Annotated in this window: 17 protein-coding genes; 13 read left to right on the top strand and 4 right to left on the bottom strand. The window is 53.1% G+C overall.

What is annotated here, in order from left to right:
• Positions 1 to 83 precede the first annotated feature (83 nt).
• The gene (locus IEW06_RS05280) at positions 84 to 359 is read left to right on the top strand and encodes a PLD nuclease N-terminal domain-containing protein (RefSeq protein ID WP_187733583.1); all 276 of its coding nucleotides are present in this window, start codon (positions 84 to 86) and stop codon (positions 357 to 359) included.
• 112 nt (positions 360 to 471) lie between these two features.
• Here the strand turns inward: IEW06_RS05280 and IEW06_RS05275 are convergent, their stop codons facing one another.
• Positions 472 to 1,098 carry a DUF2939 domain-containing protein gene (locus IEW06_RS05275; protein ID WP_187733584.1) on the bottom strand — a complete coding sequence of 209 codons (627 nt, stop codon included), beginning with the start codon at positions 1,096 to 1,098 and terminating at the stop codon, positions 472 to 474.
• 202 nt (positions 1,099 to 1,300) lie between these two features.
• Here IEW06_RS05275 and IEW06_RS05270 point away from each other — a divergent pair, with 202 nt between their 5' ends.
• Both IEW06_RS05270 and IEW06_RS05265 read left to right on the top strand, forming a co-directional pair.
• Positions 1,301 to 2,143 (top strand): glycerophosphodiester phosphodiesterase family protein, encoded by an 843-nt coding sequence (locus tag IEW06_RS05270; protein ID WP_187733585.1) that lies wholly within the window; start codon positions 1,301 to 1,303, stop codon positions 2,141 to 2,143.
• A 366-nt stretch (positions 2,144 to 2,509) separates the two neighbouring features.
• A complete protein-coding gene (locus IEW06_RS05265) occupies positions 2,510 to 2,896 on the top strand; it encodes a helix-turn-helix domain-containing protein (RefSeq protein ID WP_187733586.1) in 387 nt (128 codons plus the stop codon).
• 92 nt (positions 2,897 to 2,988) lie between these two features.
• Here IEW06_RS05265 and IEW06_RS05260 read toward each other — a convergent pair whose 3' ends face one another.
• The 3 genes from IEW06_RS05260 to recF form a co-directional block, all read right to left on the bottom strand.
• A complete protein-coding gene (locus tag IEW06_RS05260) occupies positions 2,989 to 3,486 on the bottom strand; it encodes an acyl-CoA thioesterase (protein WP_223284792.1) in 498 nt (165 codons plus the stop codon).
• 424 nt (positions 3,487 to 3,910) lie between these two features.
• A complete protein-coding gene (locus IEW06_RS05255; RefSeq protein ID WP_223284793.1) occupies positions 3,911 to 4,228 on the bottom strand; it encodes a DciA family protein in 318 nt (105 codons plus the stop codon).
• A 93-nt stretch (positions 4,229 to 4,321) separates the two neighbouring features.
• Positions 4,322 to 5,566 (bottom strand): DNA replication/repair protein RecF, encoded by a 1,245-nt coding sequence (gene recF / locus IEW06_RS05250; protein ID WP_308421990.1) that lies wholly within the window; start codon positions 5,564 to 5,566, stop codon positions 4,322 to 4,324.
• Positions 5,567 to 5,624: 58 nt separating this feature from the next.
• Between recF and pdhA the strand changes: the two genes are divergently transcribed.
• From pdhA to IEW06_RS05200, 10 genes are all read left to right on the top strand, one after another.
• Positions 5,625 to 6,677, top strand: a complete 1,053-nt coding sequence (gene pdhA / locus IEW06_RS05245) for a pyruvate dehydrogenase (acetyl-transferring) E1 component subunit alpha (RefSeq protein WP_187311980.1) — start codon at positions 5,625 to 5,627, stop codon at positions 6,675 to 6,677.
• A gap of 45 nt (positions 6,678 to 6,722) precedes the next feature.
• Complete coding sequence (locus IEW06_RS05240; RefSeq protein WP_187733589.1) at positions 6,723 to 7,493, top strand: tetratricopeptide repeat protein; 771 nt, start codon at positions 6,723 to 6,725, stop codon at positions 7,491 to 7,493.
• Between the two features lie 165 nt (positions 7,494 to 7,658).
• A complete protein-coding gene (ribH, locus tag IEW06_RS05235; RefSeq protein ID WP_187733590.1) occupies positions 7,659 to 8,135 on the top strand; it encodes a 6,7-dimethyl-8-ribityllumazine synthase in 477 nt (158 codons plus the stop codon).
• 248 nt (positions 8,136 to 8,383) lie between these two features.
• The gene (locus IEW06_RS05230) at positions 8,384 to 8,767 is read left to right on the top strand and encodes a TraR/DksA family transcriptional regulator (RefSeq protein ID WP_084443474.1); all 384 of its coding nucleotides are present in this window, start codon (positions 8,384 to 8,386) and stop codon (positions 8,765 to 8,767) included.
• 175 nt (positions 8,768 to 8,942) lie between these two features.
• The gene (locus IEW06_RS05225) at positions 8,943 to 10,838 is read left to right on the top strand and encodes a pseudouridine synthase (protein ID WP_188547612.1); all 1,896 of its coding nucleotides are present in this window, start codon (positions 8,943 to 8,945) and stop codon (positions 10,836 to 10,838) included.
• A gap of 187 nt (positions 10,839 to 11,025) precedes the next feature.
• Positions 11,026 to 11,778, top strand: a complete 753-nt coding sequence (locus IEW06_RS05220; protein ID WP_188547610.1) for a type III pantothenate kinase — start codon at positions 11,026 to 11,028, stop codon at positions 11,776 to 11,778.
• Complete coding sequence (gene bamG, locus IEW06_RS05215) at positions 11,765 to 13,108, top strand: BamG family beta-barrel-assembly machinery protein (protein ID WP_188547609.1); 1,344 nt, start codon at positions 11,765 to 11,767, stop codon at positions 13,106 to 13,108. Before IEW06_RS05220 ends, bamG begins: the two co-directional genes overlap by 14 nt.
• Entirely contained in the window at positions 13,101 to 13,685 is a 585-nt protein-coding gene (lptC, locus tag IEW06_RS05210; protein ID WP_188547608.1) for an LPS export ABC transporter periplasmic protein LptC, read from the top strand. Before bamG ends, lptC begins: the two co-directional genes overlap by 8 nt.
• Positions 13,686 to 13,797: 112 nt before the next feature.
• The gene (locus IEW06_RS21080) at positions 13,798 to 14,076 is read left to right on the top strand and encodes a hypothetical protein (RefSeq protein WP_229743046.1); all 279 of its coding nucleotides are present in this window, start codon (positions 13,798 to 13,800) and stop codon (positions 14,074 to 14,076) included.
• Between the two features lie 107 nt (positions 14,077 to 14,183).
• A complete protein-coding gene (locus tag IEW06_RS05200; protein WP_188547607.1) occupies positions 14,184 to 16,310 on the top strand; it encodes a peptidylprolyl isomerase in 2,127 nt (708 codons plus the stop codon).
• Positions 16,311 to 16,498 lie beyond the last annotated feature (188 nt).

Here is a 16,498-nt window from a genome sequence, read left to right as displayed (position 1 = left end):
AAACATAAGCAAAATAATATCTAATATCTCAGCAGGTGCGTAAAGGGCATCATATCATACTTTTCTCTCCAACGACACCTGCTATGAACAAGCTTCTTTCTCTTACCAATCGACTGCCCGCAGTAGCCATGCTTTTCACTCTGGCTTTGGCTCCTCTGCTTGGCGGTTGCTCGGGCCGCAGTTCCAACGGTAACATCACCATTGCCGGTATTATCTATCTTTTGCTGGCTGTGCTGGCCGTTGTCAGCCTGATCAAGCAGGACTGGTCTATCGGCAAAAAGATCATCTGGGGTCTGGTGATATGGTTCTTCCCTTTCCTGGGCTCCATCATCTACTTCCTGTTCTCAGGACGCAAATAACTCCTGCTTGATTCAACGGAAAGGCCCCGGCGCTCTCTTGCGCTGGGGCCTTTTCGTGTTTATTAATGCAGGTCTCAGAGTTCTGAATAGTTAGTTAAAATGACTCGGTTAGCTATCTGTTTTTCAGTAAGCGTTGCTTTTCCAATCGAGCTGTATGCTTAATCAGTGTGCCCATATTGGCAATTTCCGTTACGCGCCAGTAGTCACCTTGGTCGAGCATTTTTAATTCCAGAACCAGAGTAGTGTCATACTGTGGCTGCGTTATTTCTAAGCCAACCAAAGTTTGATCATCCTTCTGATTAACGTATTTGATGCCTTTGAATTGGGGGTTTGGCCCAATCACCCGGCCAGCCAATCCCAGCACCGACACGTTCATTCCACCAATATTTTGTCCTGCTGCTGCTGCTTCCGCCGAGCCTGATTCGATATAAAGTCTTACTTCTTGCGTCGCAGATTGTGCCAGTTGCGGCTTCAGTAGTCGTAGGGCGCTTTGAATAATCGCTCCGTTTACATTCAGTCCTTCCAGCGCGGAGCTTTCATCCGACACCTGATCTACTAAGTTGCGCGCTACCCTATTAACGTCAACATAGCGCTCGAAGGTGGTAACATCGTGGGTACGCACAGCATTGGCGGCCTGCGCCAGCGAGTACTGCGGACTTGCCGTTACTACCGTACGATAGTACCAATAGCCACCTACTCCGATAATTATCAACAGGGCGAGCAACAATACTTTCTTCATAGAGTGTGGTAATAAAAGGAAATGATTTCGCTTTAAAGAAGGGCCAAAGTACCGCATTTCATAGCTGGCATCGGGTTCGAATAACTGCCTGAAGCATTCTCTGCTCAAATATCATGTAAGGTATTCTGGGGGGCTTTTTCCCAACTAAACCCAGCCAAGCAAGCTGGGCATGCGTATTCAGGATCTCGTAGTACGCTAAAAAATGCCCCCCAAGCCTTTTACAATTCCTGAAGTACATGGCCATCGCGGTTGCCGTGGCTTGCGTCCTGAGAATACGCTTGCGGGCTTCCTTCATGCCTTAGAGTTGGGGGTAGATGCCCTGGAATTAGATGTCGTCATCTCAGCCGATGAGCAGGTAGTTGTATCGCACGAGCCCTGGCTTTCAGCCGCTATCTGTCGGGATGCGGCCGGCGAGCGCATCGACCCCGCTAGTGAGCGTCTGCACAATCTTTTTTTGATGCCATACGCTGTCATCCGCCACTGTGATTGCGGCTCTGTTCGAAACCCTCGCTTCCCTCATCAACTGCTTAATACCGCTTACAAACCCCTGCTTCAGGAGGTCATTGCGGAGGCAGATAAGTATGCTCAATACCTCGGCCGACCGTTGCCATTTCTCAGCATCGAGATAAAAAGCAGTTCGGCTGGCGACGGCATATTTCATCCTTCCCCAGCACGCTTCGTCGAGTTGGTCTCGGCAGTTGTGCATGCTGCTGGTGTAGCTAAAAGAACCACCGTCCTGAGCTTCGATAAACGGGTCTTGCAAGCCGCCCGGACCCAAGTTCCATCACTGCCCTTATGCCTATTAGTCGAAGATGCACAGCCGCTTGCTGAGCACCTGAAGGAGCTGGGTTTTGTGCCCGCCGTCTATGGCCCAGAGCACTGCCTCGTTGATAAGAAGCTCGTAGCCGAAGTTCATACTCTTGGCATGCGAATTATTCCCTGGACGGTAAATGAACTAGCCGATATGCACCGCCTCATCGCGCTTGGCGTCGACGGTATCACCACTGACTATCCCGACCTCCTGGTGAGTTCACTAGTGCGATAGCAAAAAGCAGAAGTGTAGCTCTGTTCAGTGTGGCGTATCGCGCCGCCTTCGGGGTAAAAATTAACTGAGTCCTTATACTGGCAGGTTTATCTCAGGTGTACTGTAGGATGCTACAAGGTCTATAGCCTAAAAAGTGCTTTTCCAGCCTTATAAGGCGGGTTTATCATATTGTTATACATATGTAACACTAATTGTAACGATATGTATTGTTACAATGTACTTGTAAAGTGTACAACGTTACGCGTTACAGGTTGTATCAGTGTATTGTATCTGTTCACGATGTAACTGTCCGTTTTTACGAACATATTTGTACATATGAAACAAATTAAACACCTTTACAGCCCCACTAATACATAACGCTTACTTATGCCGCACCAGGGCAAAATCCTTCAAGATGCCATCAAAAACAGTGGTATTTCCATCACGCGCATCGTGGAGGAGCTGGGTATTACGCGTCCAACTATCTATCGCAAATTCAAGGAGGAAACACTTGATTACGGTTTTGTAAAGCAGGTTGGCGAGATCATTACACATGATTTTTCGCATGACTTTACATCGTTACAGCAGGCAGTGTTACCTTTTGTGTCTGTTACACCCAGTGTACCTGTTACAAGTGGTGTATCGCAGCGCTCGGCACCGTTACAATCTAATGACAATGATCCTGTTAAGCAGCTTATGGCTCTTCAGGCTAAGTATATAGCCCTATTAGAGGACTATAATGAGCTCTTGCTGAAAGTGTACAGCCCTAAGTAACAAATATGTTCCACGTGAAACATGTGGCCGTTACGGGCGTGTATTAGGGATAGTCTTTTAAGCCGTGCTTTTGCTACTAAAAGCAACAGGTTTTAGTAGCCCAATTGGCAGTTCTCGTTGCGTAACAGATCGGCCTGCTGAGCTACGGCCAGCCTAGAGCGGGCGTTGTCAAACTCGACGCTGTATTGCGTTTTGAGCTCCTTGCGTTTGATAGCTTCCATGAAGCGCCGCGTGTCATCTGGAGTCTCTAGTAGGAGGCCCGGCACCGGAGTTGGGCGACCATTGTCATCCTTGGCAACCATAGTAAAATAGCAGGTGTTAGTATGCTTCACGGTGCCGGTTCGCACGTCTTCGGCTATGACTTTGATACCGATTACAAGCGAGGTGCGACCGACGTAATTGACGGAAGCAAGCAGTGATACTAGCTCTCCCACTTCCACTGGCTGGAGGAAGTTTACGCCATCTACACTTACCGTCACGCAGTATGTGCCGGCGTGCTTTGCGGCAGCAGCGTAAGCCACCTTATCCATAAGCGATAGCAGAATCCCACCATGAATTTTGCCCCCCAGATTGGCATAGGATGGTATCATAAGCTCGGTGAGAGTTACCCGTGAATGGGATACTAATCGGAAGTCGGGTCGGAGGGAGGATGACATAAAATGAAAGTTCAGGACAAGATGTAGAGACCTAAATGCAGAAGGCCATGGCCCATGAGGAAAAGGGTGCCGGTAGAATCAGGGGGTGTTTAACATGAAGCAACGCCAGCTGACTGACGTGAAGATATACAGCTCACCATATAGCCTTGGCGCAGCCGTTGGTGAACAAGAATAGAATGATGAGAGCAGGAGAGTCGGAACCGAAACGAAATGAATGGCCGACTTAATGATGACGATAAGCCTGGCATACCTTCTTATTGAAGCCGCGATAAGTCCCGGCTCACATAAAATACAGGAAGTGCCAGAAAGCATTATGCTTCGAGCCGCGAAGGATGATATAGGAATGAGGAGTAGCTTACTAGAGGAAAATCACCTCTTTAATAACGGTTTCGCCTACCTCATCATTAATAAGCTCCATGACGCGCGTCTTGGCCATAACGAGTTCGTGCTTGAGAGGAGCCGAGTTCAGGCGCACGAAGAGCTTGCCATTGCTTATATAAATCTCCTGGGTCTTGAGGGCTACAGCCTTCCCCATGATGCGTTCCCAACTCGACACGACAAACACCTCGTTCAGCTTTCCCTGTAAGCGATACGCTTTAAGCAGTGCCTTGATACCGTCCTTCAAAGGGACAATATCAGCCTGACGCGAGTTGTCGGAGTTGCTTGGTTTTTTCAAGTGAATACAATACAATAATGCGCGAGCCAAGTAGCGGAATAGCCGTTGGGAGGCAAAATTGAATGATTACAAAGGTACGTGATTCAAGCTCCGCTAAAGGGCCGTAACGGTTCCGTTGTGCACCGCGAAGCGAGCTACTTGCTCCGAGATAGTAGCAAGAATTCGGTCGGTGCGCTCCAGGTGTGTATCCGTAAGGAATACCTGGCCAAAGGTATGCTCCGCTACTAACTGCATCAGGCGCGTGATGCGCTTCTCGTCGAGCCGGTCGAAGATGTCATCAAGCAGGAGTAGAGGCTTGTGTTGCTTACGGCTGGCAAAGATCTCGAACTGAGCAAGCTTCAGTGCAATAGCATACGACTTCTGCTGGCCTTGCGAGCCGTAACCCTTAACCGGCAACTCATCCATTAGAAAAGTGAAGTCGTCTTTGTGAGGTCCAACAGTGGTGCGCTGCAAGGTGATATCGCGCCGCTCATTGGTGCGGAGCAAATGGGCAAAGTCGGCGCCGGGAAGTTGGCTCTTATATGCAAGCGTTACCTGCTCGCGGCCATCAGCCAGCTGCTGGTAGTGGCGTTGAAAAAGAGGAGTGAACTCTGTCAGAAATTGTTGGCGACGCTCCACAATTTGCCCCCCAGCGGGCACTAGCTGTTCATCTAGCACCAGCAGATAATCGCGGTCATAGCCGCGGCCGTCGGCGGCAAGCTTGAGTAAAGCATTGCGTTGACGCAGCAAATTGGAGTAGGTGATAAGAAGCTCCAGATAGTCATGATCCAGCTGAGAGATCAGGCTGTCGAAGTACTTGCGCCGCTCCTCGCTGCCCTCCCGAATCAGGTCGGTATCGTAGGGCGAGATAAGCACAACGGGGTAGCGTCCAATATGGTCCGCGATGCGCTCATACGCTTGCTTGTTGCGAGTGACCAGCTTCTTTTGCCCCACCCGGAGGCTGCACTGAATAGTATCGGTGTCGCTGAGGGGCGTTTGGAAGCGGCCCTTCACTACAAAGAACTCGGCACCTTGCTTAATGCTCTGAGCATCGGCGGTAGCAAAGGCGCTGCGAGTAAGCGACAAATAATGGATGGCATCGAGCAGATTCGTCTTGCCACTTCCGTTGTCACCGACAAAGCAATTGATGTGGGGCGAGAAAGCCAATGTGGCTTCGTCGTAGTTTTTAAAGAACAACAGGTGTAGGCTTTCCAGAATCATCCGGTTCGAAATTGCAATCCTTTTGCGTACTTTCGCATCCCAAACGCGAACAACCGAAAGCACGATGGCGGAGACGAAAGTAAAGGCTGACTCAAAAGCGACTAAGTCGGCAAAAAAAGCGGCAAGCCCGAAAGGCACTTCCAACGGTAACGACGCGGCGTCGGTTACCAAAACGGTGAACCAGCCTGACTCGGGTATGCCACCCTCTAACGAGGAAGCGAAAGAAGCGACTGGTGCGCCCAAGGCTACTGTGCCCGCCAATCCAAAGTTTCCTAAGGAGACTTACTTGCAGTGGTATGAGCAAATGCAGCTCATGCGCAAGTTTGAGGAGAAGGCCGGGCAGCTTTATGGTCAGCAAAAAATTAAAGGCTTCTGCCACCTGTACATCGGTCAGGAGGCTTGCGTAGCCGGTGCGGTATCAGCCTTAACTAAAGATGATAAGTGGATCACGGCTTACCGCGACCATGCTCATCCGCTGGCACTCGGTACTTCGCCTAACGCCATCATGGCCGAGCTGTTTGCGAAAGCTACCGGTTGCTCCAAAGGCAAAGGTGGCTCCATGCACATCTTCGATAAAGAAGTGAATTTCATGGGTGGACACGGCATCGTAGGTGGTCAGGTTCCGCTGGGTGCTGGTATTGCTTTTTCAGAAAAGTATAACAAGACCGGCAACCTCTGCATCTGCTATATGGGCGATGGTGCCGTACGTCAAGGTGCCTTGCATGAGGCCTTCAACATGGCCATGCTCTGGAAGCTGCCGGTTATTTTCGTTATCGAAAACAACGGCTACGCGATGGGCACAGCGGTACAACGCAGCTCTAACGTGACGGAGCTATACACGCTGGGCGAAAGCTACGACATGCCATCATTCCCGGTGAATGCCATGAACGTGGAAGACGTGCACGAGGCCGTAGCTCAAGCGGCTGAGCGCGCCCGCGCCGGCGAGGGACCTACGCTGCTCGAGTTTAAAACTTACCGCTACAAGGGCCACTCCATGAGCGACCCAGCGAAGTATCGGACAAAAGAAGAATTGGAAGACTATCGCTCACGCGATTCCATCGAGGCTGTTCGTCATACCATCCTGACGAACAACATGGCCACCGAGGACGATCTGAATGCTATTGACGAGCAAATCAAAGCGGCCGTAAACGAGTCCGTAGAGTTTGCTGAAACTTCTCCATATCCCACTGCCGACGAGCTCTACAAGGACGTGTACGTGCAGCAGGACTATCCTTATATCCGCGACTAACTGTCGAATTTCCCCAGCCGCGAGGCTGCCTTTTTGCCCCCCGCAATGTCGAAGATTCCCTACACGCGCAATACCCCTAACGCCCGCCAGCGAACCGAGGTGCCCGCAGATCCAAACCAACCTATCACGGACGGTGTGACCGAGCATCCGTTGATGGAAGACCCCGACGCGCTGGCTCTTCGGCTGGTAGAGTCCGAGGACTTTGTTCGGCGCAACAAGACGGCCTTGCTAAGCTTGCTTGCGGTGGTAGTGCTGGCCGTCGTTGGCGGCTTTGCTTTCTACACATGGCGTAATACCCAGAACGAAAAGGGGCAGGCTGCCATGTATCAGGCGGTGAACTATTGGGAAGCTGATTCGCTGAACAAAGCGCTCAAGGGTGATGGGCAATACGATGGTTTGGCTACCATCACTTCTGAGTACAATGGTACGCAGGCAGCTAATCTGGCTAACTTTTATGCCGGTGTAGCTGCTCTGAAAGAAGGTAAACACCAAAACGCCATTGACTATCTGGAAGACTTCACTTCCGATGATTTGCTGGTGCAGGCCCGTGCTTACTCCCTGATCGGTGACGCTTACCTGGAACTGAATAAGTTTAAAGAAGCAGCTGATCAATATGAGAAGGCTGCCAACTACAAGTCCAATGAGTACTTCTCGCCCAGCTACCTGATGAAGGAAGCTACGGCCCGTGAGCTTGCCAAAGACTATGAAGGAGCCATTAAGGCTTATACAAGAATCGTTGATGAGTATCAGAATGCTGCTGAAGTAACAGAAGCTAAACAGTATCTGGCTCGCGTTCAAGCTTTGGCTGGTAAATAGTCATTCCAAGCCGTAGATTCTGCGGCTCAATAAAAGGAAAAGGACGGTTTCTTACCGTCCTTTTCCTTTTATTGATGGTGAGTTTATTCATATTACTTCAAAGAATAGGCAGCCTTAAGCTTTCCTAACCTTCGCAAGACCGACCGTTCTGCAAATCTCTGATCCATGGCAACCGCTCTTAAAAATCTTAGCGATTACAATTCCGACCACTTTGTTGATGTTACCGATAAGCGCTTCGGCCTGGTGGTAGCCGAGTGGAACCGCGAAATAACGGATATACTCAGCACCGGCGCCTACGAGACCCTGCTCAAGCATGGTGCCCAAGCCGACAATATTTTTCGCAATACGGTACCGGGCAGCTTTGAGCTAACCTTAGGCGCTCAGCTGTTGGCCCAGCATGAGGAAATTGATGCTGTCATCTGCTTGGGCGTGGTAATTAAAGGCGATACAAAGCACGACGATTACATCTGCCATGCCGTAGCCAATGGTATTACCAATGTAGGATTGAAGTACAACAAGCCCATCATCTTCGGCTTAGTAACAACCAATACGTTGGAGCAAGCCTGGGATCGGGCGGGGGGCAAACACGGCAACAAAGGAGTGGAAGCGGCGGTAGCGGCTATTCAGATGCTAGGCTTCTAATAAGCACAAGATTAGGGTTTTGTTAAGATGAAGGTATTGTGGTCAATTAGCGCACAAAAGCGTAGCTTTGCGGCCAAATGCACCATAGGAATCCGTAAGAATACCAACTCCGTAACTCCCTAAAGCCATTTTATCTTCTAACAACTAAACTGCTTATACCAGTGTTAGAAGGGGTACAAAGCTGATCTTGGTTCTGAAAAAGGTTGGCTAATTAATTCACATTCAATAGTTTACTTTCCTTAGCTAACATGAGTGAAGAAACCATACGCTACTCCAGAGAAGATCTAGCGGAGTTCGAAGAAATCATCCAAGACAAGCTTACGGCCGCCCGTAAGGAGGTGTCATTTATCAAAGAAACACTGAGCCGCCGCAACGATTCGGGTACCGACAATACTGCTTCTTCTTCCAAAGTATTGGAAGATGGCGCTGATACGGCCGAAAAGGAAAGCATGAACCAGCTGGCTTCGCGCCAGATGAAGTTCATTCAGCAACTGGAGAATGCGCTGGTGCGCATCAAGAACGGTACGTACGGTGTGTGCATCGGCACCGGCAAGCTGATTCCGAAGGAGCGTCTGCGGGCTGTACCGCACACTCAGCACTCCATCGAGGCTAAGATGGCGCGCCGCGACTAACAGCTTTCCTGCTACCTACAGAATTGCCCGGACTTGCGACCGGCTACCCACAGCAGGGTTGCGGCGCAGGTTCGGGCACTGTTTTGTTGACTAGTACGTTAGCATCACCTCGTCTTATTTGACGATATTTACTTCTTAACCGTACCGTAGCGATACGGCACTTAATTCCCCGACCATGGGCAAAAAGCACAAACCTGATTTTAACGCCGGCCGCAACAGCCGCAACGACTCTCGCCCATCCGGTAATACGGGCGGCTCTGAGGGTTTCCGTAAGTTTTCGGACCGACCCGCTAATCGGGATGGCAACGACTCTCGCCGGGGCAGCGACTTTCCTTCGCGCCCTGCTTTTGGTCGGCCTAACACTGGCGGTAGTACCGGCGGCGGTGGTCGCTTTGGTGGAGGCAACGCGGGGGGCAAATTTGGCGATAGAAACAGCCGGCCAACTGGTGGAGACTTCAACCGAGGTGAAGAGCGCGGACAACGCGGCAACTTTGCCCCCCGGCGCGATGACGACAGCCGTCCTCCATTCAACCGAAACAATAACGAGCGCCCCGCACGCTCATTTGACCGCGATGCTCCCCGTCGCTTCGACGACCGCCGCGACAGTGGCTTCGGTCGTGACCGTGACCGCGCCGATGAGCGGCCAGCGCAACCTTATCAGCCAAAGGCTAACTGGCCCGGCCAGCCGTATCGGCAGGAAGGCAAGCCAGCCGTTCCACGCGGTGGGGCAGGTGAGCGCAACCGGAAGTTTAATAAGGTCAATCCTTTTGAAACTGATAAACCGACGCCGGCTAAAGCTCCATACGAGCCCGATACGCGTCGCGACTCACGGACCGACGAATCGGGTCCGGACCGGCCGATACGCCCGGCGCGTCCTTTCGATTTCAAAAATGCCCCCCAAGACAGAGACACTGTCCGCGACGACCAGCGTCGGGAAGGCAGCTACGAACGGCGCGACCGAAACGAAGGCAGCTTCGGTGGCCCGCGCCGTGATGATGAGCGAGGTAAATTTGCCCCCCGTGGCGACCAACGCCGCGAAGGTGGATTTGGCAACCGCAACACGGATGACAGGCGCGGTAATTTTGCCCCCCGCAGTTCCGGTGAGCGCGGTAGCTACGGCGACCGGAGCAACGCCGGTGGCCGCGACTTCGGCCCCTCTGCTCCCCGCGACGCCCGCCCATTTGGGGAGCGTCCGGCGCGACCTGAGGGTCGGCCGACGCGTGATGCCGGCAGCAACCGGGCAGATAAGCCCAAGCGCGATGAAGTACCCGGCGAGGCGCCTGCTTATAAGAACCTGAAGTTTTACGAAGAAGATAAAACCCGCGGCAACAAGCGTCGGCGCGAGGAAGACGATTCGGCCGGCGACACGCTGCGCTTGAATCGTTATATCGCCAACGCGGGTGTTTGCTCACGGCGTGAGGCGGATGCGCTTATTGCCGCCGGTGAAATTCGCGTGAATGGCGAGGTCGTTACCGAAATGGGCTACCAGGTGCAGCCCACGGATACAGTGCAGTATGGCAAAACCAACCTCAAGCGTGAGAAAGAGGTATATGTGCTGCTCAATAAGCCGAAAGACTTTATCACTACCACCGACGACCCTGAAGGCCGCAAAACGGTAATGGATCTGGTGGCCACTGCCTCGAAGGAGCGTATCTTCCCAGTTGGCCGCCTAGACCGCAACACGACTGGTCTGCTGCTCTTCACCAATGATGGTGAGGTGGCCCAGAAGCTTACTCATCCGTCGCACAAGAACAAGAAGATTTACCAGGTAGAGCTGAATACGCCGCTCACCGAAGACCATCTGCGTCAGATTGCCGAAGGCGTTGAACTGGAAGATGGCAAAGCGGAGGTGGATGATGTGGCCGTGGTGGCCGGCAATGCGCACTTTGTGGGCGTAGAGCTGCATATTGGTCGTAACCGTATTGTGCGCCGCATCTTCGAGCACTTGGGCTATGAGGTAGTTTCCCTGGACCGGGTTCAGTATGCAGGGCTTACCAAAAAAGACTTGCCCCGCGGTAAGTGGCGCTATCTGAACGAGAAGGAAGTTATCCGCCTGAAGTATTTCTTGTAAAAAGCAACCTACGGACGCTTTACCGACTCATGATTAAAGTCGGTAAGGCGTCCTTTGCTTTTGACCCTTCCCGCCGCTTTTAGCTTCTGTATTTCATTCATCCCGACTGCTTTGGTGGCCGTTATGATCGGTTACTTCTTTCCGGGAAGAACTGACTTAGCTAGTGCCTTTCATAAGCTCTGTTTTCATGCGCACCCTCACCCTCGACATTGGCAACACCACCGTGAAATACGGTTGCTTCGAGGACGATGTACTGCGCGAAACCGCCATTGCTCAGACCAAAGAGCAAGTTGGCGAGGTGGTGCAAAGGTGGAAGCCAACGCACGTGATTCTGGCGTCGGTGGCGGGGCCGACAGATACGTGGGCTGCTGATCTGTGCGCGCAAGTGCCGGGGCGGATAGTGGAGTTTAAACCGGCATCTACGCCTCTGCCTATCCGTAATGGATATGCAACTCCTCAGACTCTCGGCGCTGATCGGCTAGCGGCGGCAGTGGGCGCGGCGTGGCTCCGGCCGGGCCGCGACACACTGATAATTGACGCGGGTACGGCCATCAAGTGCGACTGGGTGGAAGGCGGGCATACGTTTCGGGGCGGTAGCATTGCACCGGGGCTGCGGCTGCGCTTTCAGGCGCTACACACGTTTACGGGCCGGCTGCCGTTACTGGAAATGCCCCCCAACCTGCTGACCGATATTCCGCTGACCGGTGATGACACAGAATCGGCTATCCGAAGCGGCGTGCTCAATGGGGCCGTGGCGGAAGTGAATGGACTCCTTGATCAGTACCGCGCTCAGCGGCCCGCGTTGGGAGTACTCCTGGCGGGCGGCGACGCGGCCTTTTTTCAATCGCGGCTCAAAGGCCCTATCTTTGTAATTCCCGAACTCGTGCTGCTCGGGCTTCACCGAATACTGGTGCATACCATTGACTATGTGGAAGAATAAATTAGCCGGCCTGGTCGGTGTAGGGTTGATGGGTTTGGCAACAGCGCCGCAAAGCCAAGGACAAGGGCTCGGCAACTCGCCGTACTCGCGCTTGGGCCTGGGCGATTTCAACCTCAATACTGGCGGGGCGCGTCAGCAAGGAATGGGCGGTGTCGGTTTGGCCGCGCCTAACAGCGTTCATATAAACGAGCTGAACCCGGCTCTGCTTTATTACACAGCTCGAACTACCTACGAAATGGCTGTGAATGGGCAAATCAAAACGCTTCGTAACCAAACTAATTCTCAGCGCGATGGAAGCGGTACGCTGGGCTATCTGGCCCTGGCCGTGCCGCTGTCTAAGAGTTGGGCTGGCGCTGTTGGCCTGAAGCCCTACAGCGCCGTCGATTATGAGAGCAATGTAATCGAAACCGTAGCTGCCGGACCTGCTGGCACGCAAGTACTCAAGCGCTATCAGGGCGAGGGTGGCCTGTCGGAGGCTTACATAGGGCAGGCCTACCGATTGGCTAAAGGCCTGACGGTGGGCGGTACGGCCGCATACGTATTCGGCAGCATCGACCAGCGCGTAGCTACGCAGGTAGCACCCGCAGGCGTTACCGACCCTTCGCAGCTGGCCAGTGTAGTATTGCTGGAACACGTGCGCTACTCTGATTTTACCTTCCGGGGCGCGGTGCACTACCGGGGCGCAATCAACAGCAAGCTCAACTATAGTCTGGGGGGCGTTTATACCTTCCGCTCAAGCATAGACGGCGTGCGCAATACTTCCCTGGACCGCGAAGACGTTGCCGGCAATCAGCTGGAGCGTATTCAGCTGGAAGACAGTCAGAAAGGTGAGGCCCGCGTGCCCGCCATGGCTCAATTCGGCATCAGCATCGACAACAACAAAAACTTCAGCGCCAACCTCGATGTAGCTCACCAGCAATGGTCGAAGTTCCGCTCCTTTGGTATAACTGGTGGGGCCGGCATCGGCACTCCTCTGGATAATACGGTGCGCGTAGGGCTGGGGGGCGAATATACCCCCGATCCGACCTCCGTGGATAACTACTTCAAGCGAGTGACTTACCGTGCTGGCATTAGTGCCGCGCAGCTGCCATACCGTCCGGCTGGCCAAACGCTCTACGACCGCGCTGTAAGCTGGGGTTTCAGCCTTCCTGTACCATCGGCTACGCCTTTGGAAGCCGCCAGCATGAACCTGGCCTTCACCTACGGGCAGCGCGGCAACACCGACCCCAACGTGGATAACCCCAATGGCAACGTGCGCGAAGACTATGTACGGGTGCAACTGGGCCTAACGCTCAACAACCGCTGGTTTATCAAGCGGCGCATTGAGTAACCAAGGTACGCTCGTGCAAACGCTTAGTCGTAGTTGGATGAGGCTCCTGGGGGGCATTTTAATGGTGGCCGGTTTAAGTACGGGTTGCCAGAAAAATGACGCCGAGGTCAAAAAGAAAGTAGTGTACAATGGGCCACTACTGGAAGCCACCAACGTGACCATGCTGGTCAGCGACTCGGCCAAACTCCAGATCAAGCTGACGGCTCCTGTGTCGCAGCAATTCGAAAGCGGCGACCAAGTATACCCGAAGGGCATGAAGGTGACCTTCTACTCAAAGGATGGCGGCATCGTGAATACGCTGCAGGGCAAGTACGGCCGGTACGACAAAGCCAAAGACCTTTACCTCGTGCGCAGTGATGTGCGGGTGAGCAATGAGGAGAAGAAGCAGAAGATGAACTCCGAAGAGCTGTATTACGACAAGCAGAAAGCCATCATCTACACCGAAAAGTTTGTGCGCGTCGAAACGCCTACCGAAATTCTGACAGGCACCGGCCTGACCGCCAACCAGAATTTCTCGCGCTACAAAATTCTCAAACCCGCTGGCGTCTTCACCGTCGAAACGCCGGTAGAAGAGTAACGAAAAAGCCCCTCAGCCATGCTGGTGCATTACTTCCTACGTGGCTGGGAGCTTTTTAAGCGACTAAATAAACTAGCCAACGCAATCCGTTGGTTTATACCATAGCAACCGCATGGATTTTAAATTTGATAGAGCGCTGGGGCGCACCGTGCTGTTTTCCGTGGCGGTAGTAGCCCTGGTTATTGGCGTCTATGAAACCATTCTGTCGAATAGTCTGGACGCCATTTCGCGCAATTACTGGCTGTTTATGGTGTCGTTTGCCTGCATGATGTGGTACCGCTACCTGGGCCAGACCAAAGCCGATACGCCCGGTCCGGCTGCGCCAGCCAAGTCTGCACCCACCAAATCACAGTCGCGCAACCTTGCTCCCCGCAAGAAAGGCCGCCGCTAGGCAATCGTCTGCTGGGGGCATTCTGGCAATGCGCTTTGAATGTCCGGCGGATTCTGGTTATTTTGCGACTCTTTCCACTTTTCTATACTGCGCTTTTTTTCAAGTACATGGCATTAATTAACACGATTCGAGAAAAATCGGGCTGGGCCGTCGGCGCCATCGTTTTTGGCCTACTGCTCTTCATTATCGGCGGCGACCTGATTTCGGGCCAGAACCGACTCTTCAATCGCAACGATACGACGGTAGGGGAGATATCCGGTGAGAAAGTGGAGCTCAATGACTTCAACAATACCCTTGAGCAAGCCAAGCAGGCTTTTATCGCTCAGCAGGGCCGCCAGCCCGACGAAAACACCCTCGGCTACCTTCGCGATCAGGCCTGGAATCAGACCATTTATCGCATTGCTTTCAAGGAGCAATTTGAGGCGCTGGGCTTAGCGGTAAGCGACGATGAACTCTACGACATGGTGCAGGGCCGCAACGTGCACCCTAGCATTCGCCAGGCCTTCTCCGATCCGCAAACCGGCCAGTTCGACCGCAATAAGGTGGTTGAGTACCTGAAGAACCTCGACAAATTGCCCCCCCAGGCGCAGGATCAGTGGCGGAATTTTGAGGCCGGCCTGACTCCCGACCGCTTGGCTACAAAGTACAATAACTTGCTTAAGCTGAGCACCTACGTAACCTCGGCCGAGGCTAAGCGCTTCCATGAAGCTCAGAACACCCGCGCCAATATTCGCTACCTCATCGTACCGTACTTCTCTATTTCGGATTCGGCGGTGAAAGTAACGGACGCTCAATTGCAGGCTTATCTGGACAAAAATAAAGGCCGCTATAAGGTGGAAGACGGTCGTGACATCGAGTACGTGACCATCCCGGTAACGGCTTCAAAAGAAGACAGCGCCGCCGTACGTGCTTCCGTTGATCAGCTGACGGCTCAGTTCCGTACGGCTCCTAATGACTCGCTGTTCGCCAAGCTCAACTCCGACCAGCCTTACAGCGGTGCCTACGTTTCGCCCGCCGATTTGCCCGAGAAGCTCCGCGAGCAGCTGCCGTTGCAGGTAGGCCAGGTGTATGGCCCTTACGCCGAGAATGGTGTGTACTCCATCTTCAAAGTGACGGGCCAAAAAGCCGGCACTCAGCCAGCCGCCCGCGCCAGCCACATACTTATCAAGCCCGAAAACACGACACCAGAAGCCAAAGCTGCCGCGCTGGCGAAGGCCAAAGACGTATTGGCCCAAATTAAAGAAGGTGCTGATTTCGCCGCTATGGCCCGTCAGTACGGTACTGATGGTACTACCGCTACCGGCGGCGACTTAGGCTGGTTCACGCAGGGCCGCATGGTGCCGGAGTTTGAGAAAGCTATTTTTGGTGCTACTGCTGTTGGCTTGCTGCCTAACCCGGTTGAAACCTCATTCGGCTATCATATCATTAAGGTTACGGCTCCTAAAACCACCCAAACGTATCAGATAGCCGCTGTGCAGAAGAACCTTGTGCCGAGCGAAGCTACCCGTGAGACTGCTTACCAGAAAGCGCAGGAGCTGAAAGGTGCCGCCACCAACCTGGAGACTTTCCGCAAAGCAGTAGCTGCTGATAAGTCGCTGCAAAAGCTGGAGGTGAAAGGCCTTGGCCGCGGTGACCAGGCTGTGAACAACCTGCAAGGTGCTCGGGCAATCGTGCGCTGGGCGTATGGTGCAAACCAAGGCGGACCAGAAACCAAAATCGGTGATGTATCGGAGGTTTTTGAAATTGGTGACCAATACGTGATTGCTGCCCTTACCGGCGAGCGCACCAAAGGCACTGCTGACATATCCAGCATTCGGCCTGAACTGACTGCCGCGGTTCGCAATGACCTGAAGGCCCAGCAGATCATGGAGAAGCTGAAAGGCAAGACCGGAACGCTGGAGCAGATTGCTGCTGGCTACGGCTCACAAGCTCAGGTGAAAACGGCTAACGACGTAGTTGCCAGCTCTGGTATTATTCAGGGCTTGGGCGCTGAGCCAGTAGCTGTAGGCAAGGTATTCGGGTTGAAGCCCGGCCAGAAGTCAGCCCCCATCCAGGGTGAGCAGGGCGTAGTAATCGTGGAGCCTGTAAGTATCACGCCCGCTGCTGCCCCTGCCGATCTGAAAGCCGTTCGCCAACAGCTTGCTTCGCAGCGTACCGCCCGCACCGATGGCGCCACCTACGAAGCGGTAAAAGCTAACGCCAACATCAAAGACGAGCGCACGAAGTTCTTTTAAATCGAGTGTTACTAGGTAAGTGAAAAAGGGTCGCAAGAGCGACCCTTTTTTGTTGAGTATATATACCGGCAGTATCCGTTGTACCTCACACACTATTAACCAAAGTGTGCAGTTTTACTAAGTAGATTATTACGATCTTTTACTTGGTCATTGCGTTACTTTCTTCTCGGTGGTGAAATGAAACTGGC

Origin of the sequence: Hymenobacter qilianensis (assembly GCF_014638675.1) — a bacterium.
GTDB lineage: Bacteria > Bacteroidota > Bacteroidia > Cytophagales > Hymenobacteraceae > Hymenobacter > Hymenobacter qilianensis.
Note: the sequence above shows the minus strand (reverse complement) of the source record. Positions and strands in the feature narration are given on the sequence as shown.

Bases quoted from the DNA above. Each gene is read 5' to 3' on its own strand.
- IEW06_RS05200 (WP_188547607.1), top strand. From the start codon at position 14,184: ATGGCATTAATTAACACGATTCGAGAAAAATCGGGCTGGGCCGTCGGC.
- ribH (WP_187733590.1), top strand. From the start codon at position 7,659: ATGGCAACCGCTCTTAAAAATCTTAGCGATTACAATTCCGACCACTTT.
- IEW06_RS05220 (WP_188547610.1), top strand. From the start codon at position 11,026: ATGCGCACCCTCACCCTCGACATTGGCAACACCACCGTGAAATACGGT.
- IEW06_RS05270 (WP_187733585.1), top strand. From the start codon at position 1,301: ATGCCCCCCAAGCCTTTTACAATTCCTGAAGTACATGGCCATCGCGGT.
- pdhA (WP_187311980.1), top strand. From the start codon at position 5,625: ATGCCACCCTCTAACGAGGAAGCGAAAGAAGCGACTGGTGCGCCCAAG.
- bamG (WP_188547609.1), top strand. From the start codon at position 11,765: ATGTGGAAGAATAAATTAGCCGGCCTGGTCGGTGTAGGGTTGATGGGT.
- IEW06_RS05230 (WP_084443474.1), top strand. From the start codon at position 8,384: ATGAGTGAAGAAACCATACGCTACTCCAGAGAAGATCTAGCGGAGTTC.
- IEW06_RS05225 (WP_188547612.1), top strand. From the start codon at position 8,943: ATGGGCAAAAAGCACAAACCTGATTTTAACGCCGGCCGCAACAGCCGC.
- IEW06_RS05240 (WP_187733589.1), top strand. From the start codon at position 6,723: ATGTCGAAGATTCCCTACACGCGCAATACCCCTAACGCCCGCCAGCGA.
- IEW06_RS05265 (WP_187733586.1), top strand. From the start codon at position 2,510: ATGCCGCACCAGGGCAAAATCCTTCAAGATGCCATCAAAAACAGTGGT.
- IEW06_RS05275 (WP_187733584.1), bottom strand. From the start codon at position 1,098: ATGAAGAAAGTATTGTTGCTCGCCCTGTTGATAATTATCGGAGTAGGT.
- IEW06_RS21080 (WP_229743046.1), top strand. From the start codon at position 13,798: ATGGATTTTAAATTTGATAGAGCGCTGGGGCGCACCGTGCTGTTTTCC.
- IEW06_RS05280 (WP_187733583.1), top strand. From the start codon at position 84: ATGAACAAGCTTCTTTCTCTTACCAATCGACTGCCCGCAGTAGCCATG.
- IEW06_RS05260 (WP_223284792.1), bottom strand. From the start codon at position 3,486: ATGATACCATCCTATGCCAATCTGGGGGGCAAAATTCATGGTGGGATT.